Source organism: Vibrio sp. 947 (assembly GCF_033339115.1).
GTDB classification, from domain to species: Bacteria; Pseudomonadota; Gammaproteobacteria; order Enterobacterales; family Vibrionaceae; genus Vibrio; species Vibrio alginolyticus.
This window is the reverse complement of record NZ_JAWOTX010000014.1, coordinates 108,731-130,657: the sequence shown is the minus strand read 5'-3', so window position 1 is coordinate 130,657 and position 21,927 is coordinate 108,731. Positions and strand designations below refer to the sequence as shown.

The window sequence follows — 21,927 nt, the reverse complement described above, 5'->3', positions numbered from 1 at the left end:
CAACTCAACAACGTAGGAGAAGCGATGTCTACTGTATTAATCACCGGCGCTAACCGTGGCTTAGGCTTGCAATTTGTCCGCCACTACCTTGGAAAAGGTTGGCAAGTTATCGCAACTTGTCGTTCACCAGAAAATGCTAAGCAGCTCAATGAACTAGTAACCCAATCTAATCAACTTCAACTGATGGCTCTAGACGTCACTAACCAACAAGATATCGATCAGTTAGCCACTCAATTAGCGGATCGTCCGCTCGATCATTTAATTCTTAATGCAGGTGTATTAGGCGAAGAGTGTGCAAAGCTTGGCGAAATGACCCAGAAAAAATGGCTAGAAGTACTAAACATAAATACCGTCGCACCTGCCCTGCTAATTCAAGCCCTACAAGACAACGTTGCGAAAAGTCAGCACAAAACCATCGTGGGAATCTCAACCCGAGTTGCGAGTTTAAGCGATAACAGTTCAGGTAACATGTACAGTTATCGAGCATCTAAAGCAGCGCTTAATCAGGTTCTAGTATCAGCAGCACGCAATCTCGAATCGCGAGGAGTAAAAACTGTCGCAGTTCATCCCGGCTGGGTAAAAACCGATATGGGCGGTGAGGACGCAACCTTTTCTGCCGAGGAAAGTGTTGCAGGCATTGTTTCGGTCGCAGAACAGCTAACACTTGAGCAATCCGGAAGCTTCCGCGTATTTGATGGCTCTACAATTGACTGGTAACTGATCTCTAAATGACGTCTCCCGGCCAAATTGAAGGCCGGGAGAATACAGTAAACTAATAGGCCAAAAAGATAAAAGCTCGCACTATCGTCAGACAAGCGAGCCGTTATCGTCTATGGTGTTGTACTACCGTCAAACGCTGAGGAAGTCAGCGATTGCAGAGGTGTCATTTAGGCAATGATTTCCCGTGAAACTCACTCAATCATCCCACTCAGGCGCTAGCCCTTCAGGGTTTACTTCGCGGCCATTTCTTTCCAACGCATCTATCTTTGCAATCGCCTCTTCACTCAGATTAAGTTCAAGTGCTTTCAGGTTACTTGCTAAATTCTCTCGTTTAGTTGAAGACGGGATCACCGCGTAACCTTTTGACAAAGCCCAAGCAAGCGCGACTTGAGCTGGCGTGGCCTGATAGTCCTCAGCAATACCTGCAATAGTTGGGTCCCCAAGTACTTTCCCATATGCCAAGGTCATGTAAGACGTTACCTGAATATCGTTTTCCTGCATGAAGCTGACCAACTTACGATTTTGCAAATAAGGGCTAAGTTCGATTTGGTTAGTAACAATATTCTCTTTACCGACCACTTCTATCGCTTGTTGCAACAAGTCAATATTAAAGTTGGATACGCCAATATTACGGGTTAACCCTTGCGATTTAGCTTCAAGTAATGAAGCCATGTATTCGTTCAAGTTATTGTTATTGCCAGGCCAATGGATCAAGGTCAAATCCACATAATCTGTATTTAGCTTTTCTAAGCTCTCTTTTAGACTTGGAATGAGTTGTTCCGTGTTCATGTTATCAACCCAGATCTTGGTCGTAATGAATAGCTCATCACGTGCAATACCGGACTTTGTCAATACTTCACCGATTTCTGCCTCATTACCGTAAATCTGTGCAGTATCAATTACGCGGTAACCCACTTCTAACGCATTACGGACTGAATCCTTAACTACTTCACCCTCTAAACGAAACGTGCCGACGCCAAATGATGGTACTTTCATCTAAATCTCCTGAATTATCGATTTTATAGTTGATTCGAAGCAAAACTTTACGCCGCAAGAAACTTTCCGTAAAGTTAACAATAATCAAATCTAATTTGAAATATATTCAACAATGAAAGCTACTCTAGATGAAATGCGCACCTTTATGGCCGTGGTCGATACGGGTTCAATCAGCTCTGCGGCTGAACTGTTATCGATGACCGTCTCGGCGGTGAGTCGATCGGTATCTCGGCTAGAAGCCAAACTCGAAACGACTTTGTTAAATCGCACAACCCGTAAGTTAGATGTTACTAATGAAGGAACGATATACCTCGATAAAGTCAGACATATTGTAGAAGCAGTAGAGAATGCCGAAGCACAACTGAAAAGCCAGAAATATAAGCCCTCTGGCCTCCTACGAATAAACGCAGCTACCCCCTTCTTACTGCACGTACTAACGCCGCACATTGCTAAATATCAGAGCTTGTATCCGGAAGTCGAAATCGATCTCAATTCCAATGAGGAAAATATTAGCCTTTTGGGAACAAAAACCGATATTGCTTTTCGTATCGGTGAGCTACAAAACTCAACCATGCGCGCGATATTTCTTGGTAAAAGTCGGATTCGAATCGTCGCGAGTCCAGAGTATTTAAGACAACATGGTACTCCAACCTCAATAGATCAGTTACTCAATCACAAGCTACTTGGATTCAACAAGCCGGAGTATCTTAAGGAATGGCCGATCATGGATGATAAGAACAAACTTCTGCGTATTATGAGTAGCCTAAGATCTGATAATGGCGAGACGCTAAGATGTTTAGCCTTACATGGTGCGGGGATAGCTTGCCTGTCTGACTTTATGACCTACTCTGACCGACAAGCTGGTCGCTTAGTGGGCGTGCTTAGTGAACACACGCATAATGTTGAACAGCCAGTTCATGCGGTGTATTACAAAAATGCCAGTACCTCACGCCGGATCAGCTCTTTTATTGACTTCATCAAGCAAGAAATCAAGGTAGAGAACCACCAGTTCCTTTAAAGACCACCGCTGTTTGTGGCAAAACACTTTTGTCTTTTTGCCGCTTTTTCTCACAACAAAAATCTCATAGTGTCCTGAATATCAGGGAGGCACCTTGCCTCCTAGTACTCAAAGTAATAGTCAGGCTTCATAATGCATAAAGATTTAAGTAACAGATTCACCATCGGTGTTGAGCTCCCCCTAGATAATGACTGGACCCAAGAAGGCCAGACAAAACGCCTGCTCCAACGAAAACCATTCGGCGTACCAGACATGAGTGCACATAAACAGCGTATTATGTTAGCCGATAAGTTAGGCTTTAACGTAGCGTGGGTGAGAGATGTCCCGTTGTACGACCCTAACTTTGGAGACGCGGCACAAATTTATGAACCGTTCAGTTATCTTGGCTATCTCTCTGCGTGCACCGACAACATTCTACTAGGGACAGCAGCGATAGTATTACCGTTAAGACAACCTTGGCTAGTAAAAAAAGCCGCTGCGACCATCAACGAGTTAAGTGGTGACCGCCTGATACTCGGTGTGGCTAGTGGAGACCGTCCTAGTGAATATCCCGTTTTTAACGCTAACTTTGACAGCCGTGGCTCGGCTTTTCGAGAAAGTGTAGAGATTTTGAAAGATACGCAAAATGATAAGCTGGGTAACGATCTACAGTTATTACCCGAGTTTGCTGATATTCCTATCTATGTCGCAGGGTTAGCGCAGCAAAGTCCACAATGGATAGGAGAAAACCTAGACGGCTGGCTCGCCTACCCAGGCACACCTGATGATCATGAACACCGCGTTGCACTTTGGCGCTCCGTAGCGGGAAACAAACCCTACGCCAGCTTTATTCATCTTGATTTAGTCGATAACCCAAATGCACCAGTCGTTCGGCATCATTTTGGTATCCGGGCCGGAGTCAATGGCTTGAGCGATGAGCTAGAAAAAATGCAAGAAGCAGGAGTCAATCACATCGGGTTGCATTTCCGTCGTAATAGCCAACCAATTGAGAAATCAATGGAACAGATCGCTCAGTACGTGTTGCCACGCTTTAACTAAGATCAAATAAAAATATGTGCCACCTTACTAAGGGGTGGCACGCTAGGCTTGGCAGTTGAAAAAACAAAAGCTGCAATAACAACAAAACTCTTTTATTAAAACAACAATAATAGTGTTATTTTAAAGTAAGTCTTGGTTGAATAAAGTCGATGAACGCGGAAATACGTTTAGAGACTGAAGAAGATTTGTAGAACACAGCATTGACCTGTTCTCGTCCAGTATTTGTGATTTTTTCCGATTCAAACAATGCCACTAACCGTCCAGAATCAAGATCATCTTTCACCATAAAGCCAGATAAACATGCAATGCCGTTCCCTGCCAGCACTAACTGTCTAACCGTTTCACCACTGCTGGATAGGATATCAGGCTCTATCATCTCAAACCCTCGTAATGGCCACTGATTTAACACTTTAGCGCCAGAAAAACCGATCAAGTTATGACTGCGCAAATCGCTCACCGCTTCAGGGAAACCTCGTTTAGATAAATAACCAGGCGTGGCAACGATAAATAGTGGGCTTGTTCCTAAAGGTTTAGCATGCAGTGTTGAATCCGATAATCGTCCAATACGTATCGCCACATCGGTTCTTTTTTCCAATAGATCCACAAAACCCTCATTAGAGGTAAGATCGAGTTGAATATCAGGATAAGCCTCTTTAAATGGCTGAATTAACGGCACGAGTTGATGTAAAACAAATGGGCTAGCGGCATCAACTCTTAAGCGCCCCTTAGGTAATTCACCTCGTGTAATGATCTCTTCTTCAGCTTGCTGTATTTGTAGTAAACCTAAGCGAACCGCTTCAACAAACTGATGCCCTTCCTCAGTAACTTCCACTCTGCGTGTCGTGCGATTCAGCAAGGTTACCCCCAACTGTGATTCAACTTTACTAACCGCACGAGATACCCTAGCGACTTGAATACCTAGTGCATCAGCAGCGGAAGAAAATCCACCACTATCCACAACTGCCATGAGAATCTCTAATTCATCTGATCGGGTTAACATTTCATCCCCTTTCTTAATTGCGCATTTCCATCATTTATAGCAAAAGTATTTTGTAATAAACACCATTTTTCGCAACGAATAACTCTTTAATAATACACGACATGGAAACGGGCTATTCGTTTATCCATTCATATTCAATGATTATAAGAGAGAGTTGTTATGCCTTTAGCTTTACTTGCATTGACGCTTAGCGCCTTTGCTATTGGAACCACGGAGTTTGTAATTGTCGGTCTGATACCGACTATGGCCTCCGACCTCAACGTATCATTACCTTCAGCGGGTCTTTTAGTTAGCCTGTACGCACTTGGTGTCGCGGTTGGTGCTCCCGTTTTAACAGCGCTGACTGGTAACTGGAAAAGAAAGTACGTTCTGCTTTCTGTTATGGCACTGTTTGTTCTTGGCAATCTGTTAGCCTGGCAAGCACCTGGATACAACACTCTAGTTACAGCAAGGATACTGACCGGGCTTGCACACGGTGTGTTCTTTTCGATCGGCTCGACTATCGCCACTGGCCTAGTGTCAAAAGAAAAAGCCGCTAGCGCAATTGCTATTATGTTTACCGGTCTGACCGTAGCTCTAGTGACGGGCGTGCCACTTGGCACCTGGATTGGCCAGACATTTGGTTGGCAGGCAACCTTCCTAATCGTCGCGATCCTTGGAATCATCGCACTGATAGGAAGCGCTCTGCTAGTGCCGAGTAATCTGAAACAACCACCAGCAACCAAGCTGTCATCGCAAGTAAAAGTCTTGACTCAACCTCGTCTACTTTTGGTGTACGCAATCACCGCGCTCGGTTACGGTGGTACGTTCACAGCCTTCACTTACTTGGCTCCTATTTTGGAAGAAGTTTCGGGGTTTGGCTCTAGCGCTATCAGCCTAATTATGTTGGTTTATGGTGTATCAGTCGCATTCGGCAACATCTGGGGCGGAAAGATGGCCGACTCTATGGGGCCAATCAAAGCTCTGACAGCGATTTTCTCGGGCCTAATTGTGGTATTGCTCGTGTTTAGTGTCACAGCATTTAATCCAACTTCTGCAGTAGTGACCATTCTTGTCTGGGGTGCCTTTGCCTTTGGTAACGTTCCAGGACTTCAAGTTTATGTTGTCAAACTAGCAGAGAAATATTCACCTGATGCAGTCGACGTCGCTTCCGGTCTCAACATTGCTGCATTTAACGTAGGTATTGCACTGGGTTCTTGGGGCGGTGGCCTTATCGTGGCCAATGCTGGGCTGATGCACACACCTTGGATTGGCGCGATCGTAGTATTAGGTGCTCTACTACTAACCCGTTTCAGCGGAATGCTAGACAAGCGTGGAGAGCAGCACGCAACGGCACACTGATTCACGTTCCGAATCTATAAAAATCACTTAAATTAGCCCGGCATTACGTCGGGCTTTCAATACAGAGTTTAAATACACCATTGACTGAGGTAGAAAGTTTATTCTACCCTTGGGTAAAACAAACGTTCTACCTGGTATGTCAAATAGTGAAAGAAAAAATCGCAGCAAGCCTAGAAAAAGCATTTAGTCAGTATGGCTTCGCCGAGCCGAGCGTACCCCAACTCAAAAACGCCTGCGAAGTCAGCCTGAGAACCCTGTACAAATACTACCCCTCCAAGGAAGCGATGATTGTTGCAGCTCTCGAGCATCGCCATCAAAGGTATTTGAGTTTTTTGCTCGAAGACGCCCCTGCCAATGGAACACCGGCTGTATTACACCTATTCACTCGCCTCGAGGATTGGATGAAGGAGTTTGCACCGAATGGCTGCATGTCCATCAATGCATTAGCAGCCTATCCAGAAAATCTATCGATTAATCAAGCAGTAAAACAACACAAATTGGCGGTCCGTCAGCTTATGCTCCAACTAAGTCAGCGAGAAGACCTCGCAACCACACTCTTCTTGTTACATGAAGGTTTATCCAACGCATGGCCGGTTCTCGGTCACGCTGCCTTTGCATCCGCTGAACACACTCTGCTAGAACTAATGAAGGAGAACAATCAATGACCACAATCCCGAAAGTAATGAAAGGCGTCCAACTTATCGGTCATGGTGGGCCAGATATGCTTCGTTACCGCGATGATATACCTGTGCCAGTCCCCTCGCCTGATGATGTATTGATCCAAGTAGCCGCCGCCGGAGTCAATAACACCGACATCAATACCCGAACAGCATGGTATTCTAAAAACGACGCCAATAGCATGGATGCAAGTTGGTCAGGAGACGCGCTATCTCTCCCTCGAATCCAAGGTGCCGATGTATGCGGTACCATCGTCGCTGTTGGTGAGAATATCTGCCCATCACGAGTCGGCCAGCGCGTGCTCATCGAACCATGTATTACGCGCTTCAACAGTCAAGCACTTAGCTTGCCTTGGTACTTCGGTTCAGAATGTGATGGTGGCTTTGCTCAGTTCACTGTTGTTGACAGTAAACATGCATATGCAGTGAATAGTAGTTTATCGGATATCGACTTGGCCTCCTTCCCTTGTTCTTATTCAACTGCAGAGAACATGCTTGTCCGCTCTAATGTCACAGCGAGCGATACCGTACTGATTTCAGGGGCATCCGGTGGTGTTGGCTCTGCCGCAATCCAACTGGCGAAGGCGCGTGGAGCATACGTCATTGCTATCGCCAGCCCAGAAAAGAAAGAACAGATCACGGCATTAGGAGCAAACCAAGTTATCCCTCGCGATGCAAATTTAACAGCGACTCTCGGAGAAAACAGCGTTGACGTAGTGATTGATTTGGTCGCAGGAGAGCAGTGGCCACAATTTCTTCAGGTACTAAAGCCAGGATCAAGATACGCTGTTTCCGGCGCCATAGGCGGCCCAATTGTCGAGCTGGATGTAAGAACTCTTTACCTTAAAGACCTAGCGTTATTTGGTTGTACCGTTTTGGCACCAGAAGTATTCGGTAACTTGGTTCGCTATATCGAACAGAACGCAATTCGTCCCTTAGTCGCGGAGTCATTTCCCTTGAACCAGATAGGTCAAGCGCAAGAAGTATTTTCACGCAAGCAACATATTGGGAAACTGGTTTTGGAAATCACATAGCTTTTGTGATTAACAACGACCTATACAAGTCATTGTAATTTGAGAACCCTTTAAGCATTCTACAAAATGTTCAGTAATTAGGAGTACGCTACGGTTGGCTTAGCTTGTTATCCCTTTTCATCACGCTAAGCCAGCTTGTAAAAATATGCGGTGTTTGCTTCTGAGTTATAAATGTTTAATACCAACATTATCTTACTTCTGGCGTTCATGAACAGAACCGAGATCTGAACGACTTCGGTGTTAAACCTACGATTCTATTAAATATTTTCCTGAACGCGCTCACATCTTGGTAACCCACTCTAAATGATATTGCGTCAAATGTTAGGGTTGTCGACTCAAGTAAATCACAAGCTTTTTGTACTCTTAAGCTTTGTATGTATTGGTTAACATTGAAACCTGTCGCCTTTTTAAAGCGTCGCTGCAATGTCCTTTCTGTTAAACAACTCAACTCTGCAAGCTCTTTATTGCTCAGTTTTCCTTGATAATGATCGTTTATATAGTGCTGTAGTTGAACAATTACCCCATCACCATGTTGGAAGTTTGGAGTAAACTGTTGATAAAAGCGTTGCTCTCTCGGACCAGTATCAATAACCAACATTTTTCCTAGCAGGCGCATTACTGCCGGTGACGCAAATAAGGAAACCAATTCCAAACCTAAATCCACCCATGACATCATACCCCCAGCCGTAATGATCGTTCCTTCGTTAATAAGGATGGCTTCTTGTCTTACATGGATATCGGGAAACTGACTCGCTAATGAAGGAGCCAAGCCCCAGTGTGTTGTACAAGACTTATTGGTCAACAACTGGGTTTGAGCAAGAATAAAAGTACCGGCGCAGGCGGAGGCTAAAATCGCACCTTTACTATGTTGGACATTTAACCAGTCGAGTAGCTCTGGCTCTGGTTCTAAGTAATATTGACCAGTGCCGCTAGGCGGAATCATTACCGCTGTTTTCACATCGAAGTGCGTGTTTGGCCAGTGATCCAATATCTCTACTTCAAAGTGCACATCAACGCCCAATTTAGCCGCCGCACGGTTTGCCATCTCGAAGAGTTCGCTTAAACCATATACGGAGGCTTGCGAGCTATCTGGGTAATTAACGAGTGCTATTTTCATTTTCAATTATCTTCAAGTGTCGCTTTTTGACTCTTTTGTGTCATTTTAGACTCTAAAGAAGGTGGCTAAAAGTCTTTATATTATTCGTACCGCAATGATCCTGAATAAAAGGAAAAGAAAATGACTCAAAAAGCCCTACTTGTAATTGATTTGCAAAACGACTATTTCCCGGAAGGAAAGTTTCCTTTATGGAATACAGAATCGACTTTAGACAATGTTAAGAGAGCAATAACTAAAGCCAATGAGCAAGACATTCCTGTGATTCATATTCAGCATATTGCCGACCCTGCCATGGGTATTGCCCCATTCTTCAATGAAGGCAGCGACGGTGCCAATATTCACCCAGAAGTTCTTGCTTTAGCGCCGAATTCCGAAATCGTGGTAAAGCACTTCGCAGATAGCTTTGAAGGAACACGTTTAGAAGAAGTATTGGCAAGCAAAAATGTAACGGAGTTACTTGTATGCGGAATGATGACACAAAACTGCGTGACACATACTGCTATTTCAAAATCTGCGGACAAGTATGATGTTTCGATCTTAATGGATAGCTGTACCACGGTCGATGAAATGATTCACAACATTGCACTTCACGCTGTCTCAACGAGAGTTCCCCTCGTAACTATTGAAGATAAGCTGTAATACACGCAAAACCTTTCGCTCACACAATGCGGGCGAAAGGTCACACATATATGCACTTCCATTGATATTTGCTTACTTTGTGTTAAACATTGGTTTCCAAATAGTTACAAGGAAACGTTTATGAAATGGATAGTCGTATTGTTTATTAGCTTATTTTCAGTTTTCAGCCATGCGAAAGAGTGGAAACAAATTCGCTTCACTGTTGAAGGGGCTTACCCCCCATTTAGCTGGACGACAAAAGAGGGAAAGCTAGAAGGGTTTGAAGTCGACCTCGCTAACGCGTTATGCAAAGAGTTAGAAGTAAAGTGCGTTATCTCAAAAATGGATTGGGATGGCATCATCCCTTCTCTCCTTAGTCGCAAGAACGATGCGATTATTGCTGCAATGACAATCACAGAAGAACGAGAAAAGAAAGTCGATTTCACCGTCCCTTATGCAAAAGTACCGACTCGTTTGTAATGAAAAATGATAGAGAAATCAACATGGATGACGGCAGCCTAAATCGTTTATCTATTGGAGTTCAAAGAGCCACAATTGGTGATAAGTACCTTTCTGCCTTGTATCCAGATATTGATATTCGTCGTTATGGTACGTTCGATGAGGCATTTACCGATCTACTCAATGGACGGTTAGATGCTGTATTTGGCGGCTCAATCGGTTTAAGTGCTGGTTTTCTTGAAACTGCACAAGGTAAAGGCTATCACTTTACTGGACCAGCGTTTACAGAGGAAAAGTGGTTCGGCCGTGGCATTGGCGTAGCAGTGAGAAAACAAGACAAAGAATTAAAAGCATTACTCGATAGCGGAATACAAAAATTGATCCAGAGCGGTAAGCATAAAACCATCGCCAGCAAGTATTTCTCCTATAGTATTTACGAGTAACCTCGTTATTTTTTTATAGTCTGCGCGGTATAGGAAACTTCCCTTTCCCTATATGGCGACAAAAACAGAGCCCTCGAGCAATCGCCCGAGGGTTATTTTTATAAAAAAGCCCAGCTATATAAGTAACCCGCTCCCATGGCCATCGTTAAGATAACGATTAGGAAGGCAGCGATCATTTGGTTCTTAAAAATTGATTTCAACAAAATTACTTCTGTAAGACTTGCGCCAGCACTACCAATAATAAGCGCCATAACAGATCCAAGAGCCATACCTTTTTGTACTAGTGCCGCGCTAAGTGGAATGACCGCCTCTGCACGGATGTACAATGGAATACCAATGATTGCTGCGACCGGAATCGCGTACCACTTCGCTTCACCAGCGAACTCCGCAATGAACTCCGTCGGGATGAAGCCATAGATAAATGAACCAATCGCAATCCCCATCATGAGATAAGGGAACACTTGCTTAAAGTCTTTCCAAGTTGATTGCCAAATACGTACCCAGCGGCTAGGCTCTTTCTCTTCCACGACTGTCGCTGTTGCACTACCGTCTGATGAACAGCAGGACACTTCCACTTTAGGTTCAGGTTTTGGTGCATCACCACAACAAGATGTTTTCGCCGCAACTGGCGTAGGTTCATTGCAGGCGCTGGTACTACAGCTTGATGCTGGTCTCGCTTCTTCTTTTTTCTTGCTTGAATCGCCACAAGAAGTACCGCACGAAGAAGAACCTACCGCTTGATATGCTTCTGGTTTAACGTAACGCTCAAACCCTAGTTTTTCAAGTACATAGCCTGCTACCACTGATACTGACATCGCGATAGCAAAGTAAAATACCGCAACTTTCCAACCAAAAGTCACCACAAACAAGCCAATAATCACTGGGTTAAGCAACGGGCTTGCAAATAGGAACACCATCATAGGTCCAAAACCTGCTCTTGCACGCAACAAGCCTTTTAAGAAAGGAATGGTCGAACACGAACAGAAAGGCGTAATCGAACCTAGCAACGCAGCAATGAAGTAACCTTTACCCTTTTTCGAGCTTAGAATAGATTGAATTTTTTCTGGCGTTAGAAAATCTTGCAACACACCGACAATGTAGCTAATTGCCAGAAATAAGATGATAAGTTCGGTTGCTAGAAACGCAAACATATCCAGCGCTTCTTTAGCCATAGTTATAATTTCTGTATTCACATTTACTCTCCTCGTCATTTTTCGCTAACAAGCTTACCTGATAGATAAGCCTTTATTTCGATATTTCTGGAATTATAGAATCATAAAACAAAAGATCAACAAAATATTTCCATAAAAATGGAATAATAAAACTAGTCATTACTTATCATAAAGTTACATGTCGTTAGCTATGCAGACTGGTTGTCGATGATAATTTCAGAGCATCTCGAATCCTTTTTATCAAACATAACCTAAAATTATCAAAATAAGAAAAAACCATAATTATTGCAGCAGCACCCTCTGAGTTAGTATGACTTTCGACCATTCTTAATAATAAGGAAAACCTATGAGAGCGATAACTTACCAACGAGATAACGATACTTTCTCTTTATCCGAATTACCTACACCAAAACTAGAAACCCAATTTGATGTATTGGTTAAAGTTAACGCTGTTGGTTTGAACCCTGTCGATGCAAAAATTCATTATTGGTCAGACATGGTCACTAACATGGATAACAATTTTGTTGGCGGGTTAGACGTATCAGGAGAAATAGTCTCTGTAGGCGATGCGGTCGTTGATTGGAAGGTTGGCGATAAAGTGTTGTATCACGGAAACATGAGGCGCAATCACGGTGGATTCGCTGAATTTGCTATCCATGATTCAAGAACGCTCATAAAGCACCCTCAGGTTCCGGTTGAAGTGGCAGCATCTACACCTTGCGCAGCCTGGACCGCATATCGCGCTTTGGTAGACAAGCTCGATATTTCAAATCGAAGCAGCATTTTTATCGCCGGAGGTGCTGGCGGCGTTGGAAGCTTTGCTATTCAGTTAGCAAAGACATTTGGTGTTGAACAGATCATTGCTACTAGTTCAGAAGCTAATCACGCATATTTGTCCTCGTTAGGAGCAACCCATATGATTGATTATCATCATGAAGATGTAGTTCAGCGAGTAATGGACATTACCGGAAATCATGGCGTTGAGGTTGCACTCGATTGTGTAGGCGGTGATAACGACCGAATTGCAGCCTCGGTGTTAACCTTTGAGGGAGAAATGGTGGAGCTCGTCAAGACTGTCGACCCTTCTCAATATCCAGATGCCTTCTTAAAAGGCTTGGGCTTCCACCAAATAAGTTTGGGCTCTGGTCATGTCTTTGGCGAGAGAGGGTTTGCAAGTATCGTTAATGCCGGAAAGGAAGTGTCTGAGCTATTAGAAAATGGAGAATTGGAAGTACCGAAACTGAAGATCATCGGCTTAGAGGATGTAGGTAACGCACTCTTGGACATGCGAAATCAGAGAACAGTTGGAAAGATTGTCGTTAATCTGAACCAAAAATAATTAATAAAGATCTCGAGGCAAACTGGCAAAGTAATGAGCAAGTTAAAGCATCTTGTTACTTTGCCAGATATGAAAGACCTTTATTTTGTCTATAACGATGAATGAAAAACAAAACCTCTTGCCATACTTCCCTGCGCTTCACCAAAATTAGGCGTTTTCGAGAGTGTCTCTCCAAGTCGCTAGCAATTTAATATGACGTGGTTCAATCCCACAGCAACCACCAATAATGCTTGCTCCCTGCGCATGCCACTTTTTAGCATACTCAAGATATTCAGTCGGAGAGAAATGACGAACTTCCTGAATGGTCTCGTTGGCTTGGTGCGCTTGCTTTATCGGAGCAAAGCTATTTGCGAAAACACCTATCGTCAATTCTCTACCTGACTCACTCAATACTGCTTGTGTATCTATGATCGCTTGCTCGACAACTTCAGGAATAGAGCAATTGAAAAAGATACCTGAAACATTTGTTTTCAACAGCGTATTAACCGCGACTTTAAGAGATTCCCCTGAGCGAAGGCGAGGCAAAGAGTTAGGCTCATCCATTAAGGTGAAAGCAATATAATTGGGCTTATCTGTTTTGGCTAAAATTATTGATAGAACTTCAACTTCAGCGAGGCTAGACACGGTCTCAGCTAACCAAATATCAACATATTGATCTTGAGCTTCAAATAACTCAGAAGCCACTTCCAGTGCCCTTTTCGGCTCGAATAATTCAGGCCTGTAAGACCCCATTACAGGAGGAAGAGAGCCCGCAACGAGCACTCTATCGTTAGAGCTGGTGACTACATCTCTGGCAATTTTAGCTGCAGATTTTGCTAACTCAGTCCCCCGTTTTGCATAGAGTTCCTCGCCTAAGTGAAATGGGACACATGCATAACTGTTAACAGTGATAATCTCTGCGCCAGCGTCTATGAAATTCTCATGGGCCATTTTTACATGTTGTGGTGATTCAATTAGCGCTTGTGCACTCCAAAGCGGCTGAGAAAAAGGGGCGCCAATACGTTTCAACTCTCGCCCCATGCCACCATCTAAAATTGTTACTTTCTTCATTTAGACATCCATACCGCCAAACATCCATAAGCTCTATTCAAACACAATTTTTATCAATTCAAAATGAAATTGTTATGTTTAAAGTGAACAAAGACTTAGTGGCTGATTAAACACTTTAGTATTTACCAGACCTTTCATTCGGACCAAGCTAATGTTATCGCCATTAACTTCGAGTAAAAAGCCCATTATCTATGTCTCTCGGCGAGGCGAACGTTACGAGCCACAATAGTGCATGAAGTGATTGAGGGGCTAACCCTCAATCAAATTTTCTTTTTATTATAAGACCTTAGATAAAAATTTCTGCAATCTAGGATTGGAGGGGTTATCAAAAAATCGCTCAGGAGAGTCAGAAACCAAAAGCTCACCATCTTCCATAAACAACACCCTATCAGCGACCTCTTTTGCGAAACCCATTTCATGAGTAACCACGACCATGGTCATTCCGTCCTTGGCCAAATCTTTCATCACATCAAGAACTTCTCCAACCATTTCAGGGTCTAGTGCTGATGTGGGTTCATCAAACAACATAATGTTGGGCTTCATTGCTAACGCACGAGCGATTGCGACGCGCTGCTGCTGTCCACCTGATAAATGATTAGGATAATTATCCATTCTCTCCGACAGACCGACTTTATAAAGCAAATCTTTTGCTTCTTTCTTCACCGATTCAGGGTCACGTTTAGAAACCTTTAAAGGTGCTAACATGACGTTCTCTATCGCCGTTTTATGTGGAAAAAGGTTGAAGCCTTGAAATACCATGCCCACATCAGCGCGTAGTTTATTGATATCCGTAGATTTGTGGTACATATCGATACCATCTACGATAATAGACCCACTATTTATTGTCTCTAATTGATTAATCGTCCGTAAGAATGTTGACTTACCAGAACCTGACGGTCCTACGATGACAATCACTTCCCCTTTTTCTACATTTACCGATACGTCCTTGAGCGCATGGCAGCCATTAGGGTAAATTTTATTAATTGTTTTTGCTGAAATAATGTATTCCATTAATGACTCCACCATTAATCACTTGCTGCCAATTTCTTTTCTAACGTTTGTATTGCCCAAGATAAGGTACTAGTTAGAAGCAAATAAAGGGCCGCAACGGTAAACCAAACTTCAAATGGGGCAAAACTACCACTTACGACTTCCCTGCCCGCTTTTGTCAGATCAGTAATCGAGATCACGGAGACGAGTGAGGAATCTTTTATCAGGTTGATAAACTGCCCGGCTAAGGGAGGTAATGTCTGCTTAAACGCTTGAGGTAAAATGACATAAATCATCGCTTTGGGATAATTCATTCCTAGTGAACGCGCCGCTTCCATTTGTCCTCTTGGGATTGACTGGATTCCTGACCGCACAATTTCTGCGACATAAGCAGCGGTAAACACGGAGAGCGCTATCACTCCCGCAGTAAAACGCTCAAGGTCAAGCACAGTACCAATAAAGAAGTAAACGATAAAAATCTGTACTAAAAGAGGCGTTCCACGAATAACCTCGACATACACAAGCGCCAGCTTTTTTAATGCCGGATTGCTGGATATGCGCATTAGTCCGACAACTAAGCCCAACGCTAGAGCAATGATAAGTGACCAGAGTGAGATTTTAATGGTCGTCACAACACCATCTAAAATTGGGCCAGAGCGCCACTCTTTTATAGTTGCTAAGGTATCTCCTTCAAAAATAAGATCACCTTCATAGACGTCCACAGACTTATATTGGCTTAGTTCAAGAACAATATCACCATGAATACTCTCCAGAGCCAGTTGGTTATTCTCGTCGAGAATGATGTTCCCATCGACAGGCGCGGTAATGGATGAAGCAGCGTTAGTGGCAATATAAGGAAGGACACGCTCCCAATTCCAGCTGTAATCGATTCGCTTACCTGACAGATAGACAAGACCGCAAATTGATAGCAAAACAAGAACAAAAACAGCGTTCCACAATAGGGATTTAAAGTTATTTTGCATGTGATTCCGAGAATGACTTTGATTAAAGTTGGTTGGGTATTTGAATAAAGAAAAGCGTTAGCTTCACAGCGCGAACCGTTTGGTTGGCGATGAACCAAGCCAGAAGCTAACCGCTCCTCTACAATAACAATATGATTACTTGACTTGCTTTAACCATTTATCGTCGTTAAACCACTTATCGTAAATGCGATCGTAAGTTCCATCGCCCTTAATTTGACGTAAATAGTTGTTTAAGAAGTTGAGCGTATCTGGATTTCCTTGCGGCACAGCCCAACCCAAAGGCTCGTAAGTAAACGGTTTAGCCAAGTGCATTAACTGCCCTTTGTTTTCCGCCACATAAATAGAGTTGTAAGGAAAGTCATAAACAAACGCATCTACCTTTCCGTTGGCAACCTCAAGTACCGCTTCAGACTGAGTTTCGTATAGATTTATCTTAGCTTTCGGAAGGTATCGTTTTACCGCTTGCTCACCCGTTGTCCCAAGCTTAGTTGCAACAACATATTCTGGACTATTGAGATCACGGTAACTAGACACTTTACCTTCATGTTTGAGATCTACGAGAATGGATTGGCCAATAACCACATAGGGATCAGCGAAATTCACCTGAGTATTTCGCATAGGTGTGATAGTCATCCCGCCCATAATCATGTGACACTTACCAGTCAACAGTGTTGGGATAATGCCATCCCATGAAGTGTTTACCGGCACAAACTTAACATCCATGGCACGCGCCATTTGCTTACCCAAATCGATATCAAACCCGATGTACTGCCCATTTTTTGCTGTCATTTCAAAAGGCATATACCCAGAATCAAAGCAGACTTTTAGCTCCCCTGTACTTTTGATGTCGTCTAAAATTGGGTCTGCATTAACCGTCGTCGAAACAGCTAACCCCAGTGCAGCAAAACACAATAACTTTTTCATGGATATTCCTTTATCATTTGTTGTAAAGTTTTTTTATACACGACAATAGAATAAAAAACCACAAAAAATGACTTTTTAATCACTAGAATTTGTAGGATCGTTACTAAGCTGGAAGATCTGAATGAAAATCTATACCAAGCCATTGCAATTGAATTGCATGCATTAAGTGATTAAGTTGTAGGCAGGTCACTATAACGACAAGAAACATACGCTTTGACTGAATAGTCAGCGTTTCCGAGAGTGGTTTAATTATTAACGAAACCATACAGATATTCACTTTTTCACATTGACCGTAATGTCAAAAGTGCTTGAGTTTTATTGTTGACAATTCTTCCATAGTCAATGGTCACAAATGTGATGTACAGCACATTTCTATAATGGCACTATCACCTTTGTCGAGAGATATTAACAAGGATTCGTTGGACATCTTGACTTTGTAATACAAATAAAAAGGTGACTATATGAAAAAACTAATGACGCTCTCATCACTATTATTATTCAGTTTATCTGCTACTGCTGGTATTCATGTCGAACACTCTACAAACAAAGTTGTTCTCAATGACTTTACGACAAAAGATGCCGCTTATAGCTCTGCGTTTGATCTTGTCGATGAATACCAAACGCTATCAAAACATGAACTTAGAAATCGTCTAAACATCATTGGAAGCGGTTTCCCTCGTGATATTGCAATCGATGATAGTAAGGTGAGAGTTGAAGAATACGCACTTAACCGTGATGAAGTTAAATATCGTGCAATCATAAACTTCGATTATCACTTCAGAACAAGTGACGGCGGTAAAAACTAAAAATCATCTGCACCTTTACTTTCTTAGAGCCCTTCCTATTTTAAGAAAGTAAAGGTGTCTAATCATATTGAAACGACGGCTTTTCATAAATCGCTCTCTCCTTACATAAGCAGTATCAATACCTACCTCTATCGTTTACATAAGAATCTTTTTTCCAATCTTCATTGAGATACATTTCGTCGTTTGGCGCTTTGTCATTCGCTTGGTGCGCCATATGGACTCCACATCACTTAAATGAAAAAGACACTTGAAATGGAGTTTAATTTTCTATGAAGATTAACTAAATCTAAGATCGACAATTGTCGTTACATTTTTATCGTTTGTAGCAATATATAAAATGACTATTTTTTTAATTAACCATAAAGCGTGAAAATAAAAAAGGCAACAAGACATTTCTTGTTGCCAAAGAAAAAATACATCATTCAAAAAATATGAAAATGAAAACTAGCAGTGGACTAGCTAACAAAACCATTATATTCAAAACACTTAAACAAGTAACGATCAATATAATCCATTATATATGGATGAAAATCAGCACTTATGAAATTACACCGACAAATAAAAAAGCCTGAAAATAGTTTCAGGCTTTTTAGCTTTATTAATTTTTTAGAATGAATATCTCGCAGCTATTGCAAGAATATCGTCTTCATTGTCTACATCTGTAATTCTGTATTCTGCTAGTGCTTTAAAATTAGAAGTCAAATCGTACTCTGCACCTAGTGAGTAGTAATCGACGACATCTTCATCATCACGCTCTAGATTGTTATAGCCAACTAGTGCCCAAAGCTTATCTGTTACTTCATAAGTGGCAACTGCTTCAATACCGGTGTAATCAATATTACTTTCAGAACCATCTTTAGCCCAGTTTTCACCATCACTGTATAAAACAGAGGCATAAAACTTGTCGTATTCAAATGCAATAGCACCCGTTAGCAGCTCTGCATCTTCTGCACCCGATTGCCCTTCACCTTCGTTGTAACCAAGCGCAACTTTGAAGCCATATGGCAACTTGTAGTCAGCCGCCGCACCATAAGAGGCTGCATCTGTTGACACTTCATCGTTTTCAGCCTGATAGCTAACATGAATATTCAAACCTTCATAGCTTGTCGTTAGCTTAAATACTGAATCGGAGCGACCGGTACCATATAGATCCGCACTTACGCCAGCAGCTTCATTACCAAACTCCGGGAAAATATCCGTGTAGTCAGATACTAAAGTGACCGCACCGTATTGACGTCCATAACTTACTGTTCCGTAATCTGCACCAACTCCTACATAGCCTTTTCGGATATCAAATTCATCATCTTCAATCCCATCAGCATCTCTGCGATTAGACTTAAATTCCAACTCATATAAGCCGAATGCATAAAGATCTTCATTTATTTTAGACTCACCTGAAAGTCCTACACGAATGTAGCTATTATCTCCGTCAGCATTTTTATCATCAGAGAAATAATACATCCCTTGCGCTCGGCCATGAATATTTAATACTGATTCTTGATCTTCATAAACTATGGCTGAATTTGCAGCACTTGCAGAGAAAAGTGCAGCGATTGCGATCGACGTTCTTGTCATTTTCATTTAATTACCACTACTTGTGTTGTTTGAATCGAGTGAAATTATGAACAGTGGCAATTATTTTTAAAGTGCAAATTCAACCATATTCTATGGATAAATATAAACAAGCCCTCAATCTAAAACATTATGTCCTAGTACTCATATTAGTTGAGATAATCCATCCAAACAGGAGGTGTCCCTATTATTTTTTGAACAGTATCAATGAACAGTTTGGCTAATGGTTGTTGATTTCGGTGAGTATACATTGCATATATTTCTCCTATTGCGGGAAGATTATAATCAGGAAGCAACTGTACAAGATCTTGTTTACTCAAACTCTCCTGAAGAAAGAACTGCCCTATTAAAGCATACCCTAGATCAGATTTTACGGCATCCAGCATTAACTCAGTTTCATTCACGAAGTACTGCCCGTTGATATTATACGTTCTAACGTCGCTTGATGACTGGCTTGGCGCTATACGTAGCTTATCCGCCTTAAAGTTAGCATTAGAGTATATTACTGCTGGCATTTTTATAAGCTCTTCTGGAGAGCTCGGAGTTCCATACTTGTCAATAAAACTCTTTGATGCAACCAGTGCCATATTATTGCTTGCCAACTTACGTACTATCATGTTGGACTCTCGGATTGGTCCGATACGAAACACAACATCAAAACCTTCGTGGATAACATCGACTCGATTATCATCGAGCAGCAGCTCTACAGTAATGTTTGGGTACTGTTTTATAAACTCTTTAACTGCCTGATTTAAGTATGCTCTGCCAAAGAAAGTGGAGCTTGATATTTTCAAGTTACCCTTCGGTTCATCCTGAAATGTAGCAGCAATACTACGAGTTTCAGTTAGAACCTCTCTTACTTTCTTAGCTTGCGCCACCATCTCAACACCTGCATTGGTCAGGGATAGAGAACGTGTGGAACGGTTTAACAGCCGTAAGCCCAATTCATCCTCTAGCTTTTTGATCTGTTTTGACAAAGCTGAACGATCTATATGATTTCTGTCAGCAGCCTTAGCAAAAGTTCCGTATTCAGAGACATCCAGTAGTAATTCAAGTTGGCTTGCGAGATCCACTGCACAATTCCTTATTTAGTTTTTATTCTTTATGTGATGGGAAATGGATTTTACAAAATTAATTTCAATTTTTTATGGTTCAAATTGCATCAGTGAATTGCAAATAATGCACGAATTAAAAACGCTTTAATTTTCGTCGCTATCTTTAGCTTCTGTTTAGTTATTCCTATCTATTATGGCTTATTACATTTAACAATACTCCACGTCTTTAAAACCCTAAACTGACCTTTTTCAAACCAAAAAGTGAGCATTTTGACCAATATTTAATCGTGCATTTTTATCACTACTCTATGTTCGCTGAGGGCCTATTTACCCATAGGTACAATGAATACAATGCCGTTCCTTTTAGTATGAACAGAATCATTTAGGGCGCGACAAATGTTAAAGAAAGTTTTCGGCATTGGCCTTTTATCCGTTTTAGCTGCTTGTGCAGACGAAGAGATAACCAAACAACCTAATACTCCCTTACCTATGATAGACGTCTCCAAAGTCATCTATGAGCCCGTTCAATCGTGGTTCACCTTTACAACAAGGCTTCAAGCACCAGAGAAAGTTTCTTTAATGCCACGCGTTTCCGGAGTTATTGAAACGGTAGAGTTCAAAGACGGACAGAGTGTCAACAAAGGCGACTTACTCGTCACTCTTGATGATCGAACCTTCAAAGCTCAGGTCTCACGACTTGAAGCGCAAGTTAAGAGTGCTCGAGCTGCGCTAGAGCAAGCAGCAAACGAACAAAAGAGAGCCGCTCAACTGGTTAAGCGAAAAGCCATCTCAGCGGAACAAGCAGAGGCCCGAGATACCGCAGTAAAGCAACGCTCTGCAGAACTAATGGCTTTGCGTGCTCAGTTAGAATCCGCAAAGTTAGATCTTGAGTTTACGAAGATATATGCCCCTATTAGCGGCACTATTTCAAGAGCATTCATTACTAAAGGAAACAATGTAAACGCAAATCAAAGCGTTATATCAAACATTGTCTCTAACGATCAGGTATATGCATACTTTGATGTCGATGAGCGAACTTGGAACCGTTACTTCTCGACAATCAATGCCGACTCTAACTTACCTACTCGTCTTGAACTATCTGGACAAAATGGGCAGGAGTTTTTTGGACGCGTTGACTTTGTCGACAACTCCATCAACGAAAACACCGGTACTTTGCAGGTTCGAGCGGTATTCGATGCAACAAAATCAAACTTAAAAGTGGGATCGTTTGGCCGAGTTCAGATATCAACAACCAAACCAGTTGAACGAGTTCTCGTTCCAGAGCGTTCTATTGGCACAGATCTAGAAAACCGCTTTGTATTAACACTCAATGAAGAGAATACGTTGCAATACAGCATCGTAACCTTAGGCGAACGTTACGGAACATTTCGTGCCATCGAGAATGGCTTGAACGCCGACTCAGTTATTGCGGTAAATGGCCCAGCAAAAGTTGGCCCAAATAGCAAAATCACACCAAAAAATGTCACGCTAGATATTAGCAACACTTCATTGATTATGGCTTCAAACTCAACATCGTTGCCAAACAAACGTTTAGCTCAAGACTAAGAAGACAAC

20 protein-coding genes and 1 pseudogene are annotated in these 21,927 nt (G+C 42.3%); 11 read left to right on the top strand and 10 right to left on the bottom strand.

Features of this window, described 5'->3' with window-relative positions; all coding sequences use genetic code 11:
• Nucleotides 1–24 precede the first annotated feature (24 nt).
• Nucleotides 25–717 (top strand): SDR family oxidoreductase, encoded by a 693-nt coding sequence (locus R7Q39_RS17895; RefSeq protein ID WP_054575005.1) that lies wholly within the window; start codon nt 25–27, stop codon nt 715–717.
• A 198-nt stretch (nt 718–915) separates the two neighbouring features.
• Here R7Q39_RS17895 and dkgB read toward each other — a convergent pair whose 3' ends face one another.
• A complete protein-coding gene (gene dkgB, locus R7Q39_RS17890) occupies nt 916–1,716 on the bottom strand; it encodes a 2,5-didehydrogluconate reductase DkgB (protein ID WP_213961103.1) in 801 nt (266 codons plus the stop codon).
• Nucleotides 1,717–1,828: 112 nt separating this feature from the next.
• Here dkgB and R7Q39_RS17885 point away from each other — a divergent pair, with 112 nt between their 5' ends.
• Together R7Q39_RS17885 and R7Q39_RS17880 are read left to right on the top strand one after the other, a co-directional pair.
• Entirely contained in the window at nt 1,829–2,734 is a 906-nt protein-coding gene (locus R7Q39_RS17885) for a LysR family transcriptional regulator (protein WP_005377343.1), read from the top strand.
• A gap of 132 nt (nt 2,735–2,866) precedes the next feature.
• Nucleotides 2,867–3,772, top strand: a complete 906-nt coding sequence (locus R7Q39_RS17880; protein ID WP_238951937.1) for a TIGR03571 family LLM class oxidoreductase — start codon at nt 2,867–2,869, stop codon at nt 3,770–3,772.
• A gap of 115 nt (nt 3,773–3,887) precedes the next feature.
• On the opposite strand, the gene R7Q39_RS17875 is transcribed toward R7Q39_RS17880, so the two are convergent.
• A complete protein-coding gene (locus R7Q39_RS17875; protein ID WP_005377338.1) occupies nt 3,888–4,772 on the bottom strand; it encodes a LysR family transcriptional regulator in 885 nt (294 codons plus the stop codon).
• Nucleotides 4,773–4,931: 159 nt separating this feature from the next.
• Here R7Q39_RS17875 and R7Q39_RS17870 point away from each other — a divergent pair, with 159 nt between their 5' ends.
• The 3 genes from R7Q39_RS17870 to R7Q39_RS17860 all read left to right on the top strand — a co-directional run bounded on the left by R7Q39_RS17870 (nt 4,932) and on the right by R7Q39_RS17860 (nt 7,824).
• Complete coding sequence (locus tag R7Q39_RS17870) at nt 4,932–6,113, top strand: MFS transporter (protein WP_005377337.1); 1,182 nt, start codon at nt 4,932–4,934, stop codon at nt 6,111–6,113.
• A 143-nt stretch (nt 6,114–6,256) separates the two neighbouring features.
• On the top strand, nt 6,257–6,778 hold the full coding sequence (locus R7Q39_RS17865) for a TetR/AcrR family transcriptional regulator (RefSeq protein ID WP_042523849.1): 522 nt from the start codon (nt 6,257–6,259) through the stop codon (nt 6,776–6,778).
• Nucleotides 6,775–7,824 carry an alcohol dehydrogenase family protein gene (locus R7Q39_RS17860; RefSeq protein WP_042523727.1) on the top strand — a complete coding sequence of 350 codons (1,050 nt, stop codon included), beginning with the start codon at nt 6,775–6,777 and terminating at the stop codon, nt 7,822–7,824. Before R7Q39_RS17865 ends, R7Q39_RS17860 begins: the two co-directional genes overlap by 4 nt.
• A gap of 205 nt (nt 7,825–8,029) precedes the next feature.
• Here the strand turns inward: R7Q39_RS17860 and R7Q39_RS17855 are convergent, their stop codons facing one another.
• Nucleotides 8,030–8,941, bottom strand: coding sequence for a GlxA family transcriptional regulator (locus R7Q39_RS17855; protein ID WP_033906137.1), 912 nt, complete (start codon nt 8,939–8,941; stop codon nt 8,030–8,032).
• Nucleotides 8,942–9,061: 120 nt separating this feature from the next.
• Between R7Q39_RS17855 and R7Q39_RS17850 the strand changes: the two genes are divergently transcribed.
• Complete coding sequence (locus tag R7Q39_RS17850; RefSeq protein ID WP_033906138.1) at nt 9,062–9,580, top strand: cysteine hydrolase family protein; 519 nt, start codon at nt 9,062–9,064, stop codon at nt 9,578–9,580.
• A 120-nt stretch (nt 9,581–9,700) separates the two neighbouring features.
• Nucleotides 9,701–10,461 (top strand): annotated as a pseudogene (locus tag R7Q39_RS17845) (transporter substrate-binding domain-containing protein).
• Nucleotides 10,462–10,559: 98 nt separating this feature from the next.
• On the opposite strand, the gene R7Q39_RS17840 reads toward R7Q39_RS17845, so the two are convergent.
• Nucleotides 10,560–11,633 carry a permease gene (locus R7Q39_RS17840; protein ID WP_242542090.1) on the bottom strand — a complete coding sequence of 358 codons (1,074 nt, stop codon included), beginning with the start codon at nt 11,631–11,633 and terminating at the stop codon, nt 10,560–10,562.
• A 346-nt stretch (nt 11,634–11,979) separates the two neighbouring features.
• Between R7Q39_RS17840 and R7Q39_RS17835 the strand changes: the two genes are divergently transcribed.
• The gene (locus tag R7Q39_RS17835; RefSeq protein WP_206954749.1) at nt 11,980–12,972 is read left to right on the top strand and encodes a zinc-binding dehydrogenase; all 993 of its coding nucleotides are present in this window, start codon (nt 11,980–11,982) and stop codon (nt 12,970–12,972) included.
• Nucleotides 12,973–13,119: 147 nt separating this feature from the next.
• Here the strand turns inward: R7Q39_RS17835 and R7Q39_RS17830 are convergent, their stop codons facing one another.
• The 4 genes from R7Q39_RS17830 to R7Q39_RS17815 all read right to left on the bottom strand — a co-directional run bounded on the left by R7Q39_RS17830 (nt 13,120) and on the right by R7Q39_RS17815 (nt 16,919).
• On the bottom strand, nt 13,120–14,022 hold the full coding sequence (locus tag R7Q39_RS17830; RefSeq protein ID WP_053304412.1) for a homocysteine S-methyltransferase family protein: 903 nt from the start codon (nt 14,020–14,022) through the stop codon (nt 13,120–13,122).
• Nucleotides 14,023–14,298: 276 nt separating this feature from the next.
• Nucleotides 14,299–15,033 carry an amino acid ABC transporter ATP-binding protein gene (locus R7Q39_RS17825; protein WP_005377326.1) on the bottom strand — a complete coding sequence of 245 codons (735 nt, stop codon included), beginning with the start codon at nt 15,031–15,033 and terminating at the stop codon, nt 14,299–14,301.
• A 14-nt stretch (nt 15,034–15,047) separates the two neighbouring features.
• On the bottom strand, nt 15,048–15,995 hold the full coding sequence (locus tag R7Q39_RS17820) for an amino acid ABC transporter permease (protein WP_005377325.1): 948 nt from the start codon (nt 15,993–15,995) through the stop codon (nt 15,048–15,050).
• Between the two features lie 135 nt (nt 15,996–16,130).
• Nucleotides 16,131–16,919 (bottom strand): transporter substrate-binding domain-containing protein, encoded by a 789-nt coding sequence (locus tag R7Q39_RS17815; protein WP_005377324.1) that lies wholly within the window; start codon nt 16,917–16,919, stop codon nt 16,131–16,133.
• A 461-nt stretch (nt 16,920–17,380) separates the two neighbouring features.
• On the opposite strand from R7Q39_RS17815, the gene R7Q39_RS17810 reads away from it, so the two are divergent.
• A complete protein-coding gene (locus tag R7Q39_RS17810; RefSeq protein WP_005377323.1) occupies nt 17,381–17,725 on the top strand; it encodes a DUF3316 domain-containing protein in 345 nt (114 codons plus the stop codon).
• Between the two features lie 606 nt (nt 17,726–18,331).
• On the opposite strand, the gene R7Q39_RS17805 is transcribed toward R7Q39_RS17810, so the two are convergent.
• Together R7Q39_RS17805 and R7Q39_RS17800 are read right to left on the bottom strand one after the other, a co-directional pair.
• Complete coding sequence (locus R7Q39_RS17805; RefSeq protein WP_053304411.1) at nt 18,332–19,306, bottom strand: porin; 975 nt, start codon at nt 19,304–19,306, stop codon at nt 18,332–18,334.
• 140 nt (nt 19,307–19,446) lie between these two features.
• Complete coding sequence (locus tag R7Q39_RS17800; RefSeq protein ID WP_005377321.1) at nt 19,447–20,370, bottom strand: LysR family transcriptional regulator; 924 nt, start codon at nt 20,368–20,370, stop codon at nt 19,447–19,449.
• 378 nt (nt 20,371–20,748) lie between these two features.
• Between R7Q39_RS17800 and R7Q39_RS17795 the strand changes: the two genes are divergently transcribed.
• Nucleotides 20,749–21,918 carry an efflux RND transporter periplasmic adaptor subunit gene (locus R7Q39_RS17795; protein WP_318076510.1) on the top strand — a complete coding sequence of 390 codons (1,170 nt, stop codon included), beginning with the start codon at nt 20,749–20,751 and terminating at the stop codon, nt 21,916–21,918.
• The last annotated feature ends 9 nt before the right edge of the window (nt 21,919–21,927 follow it).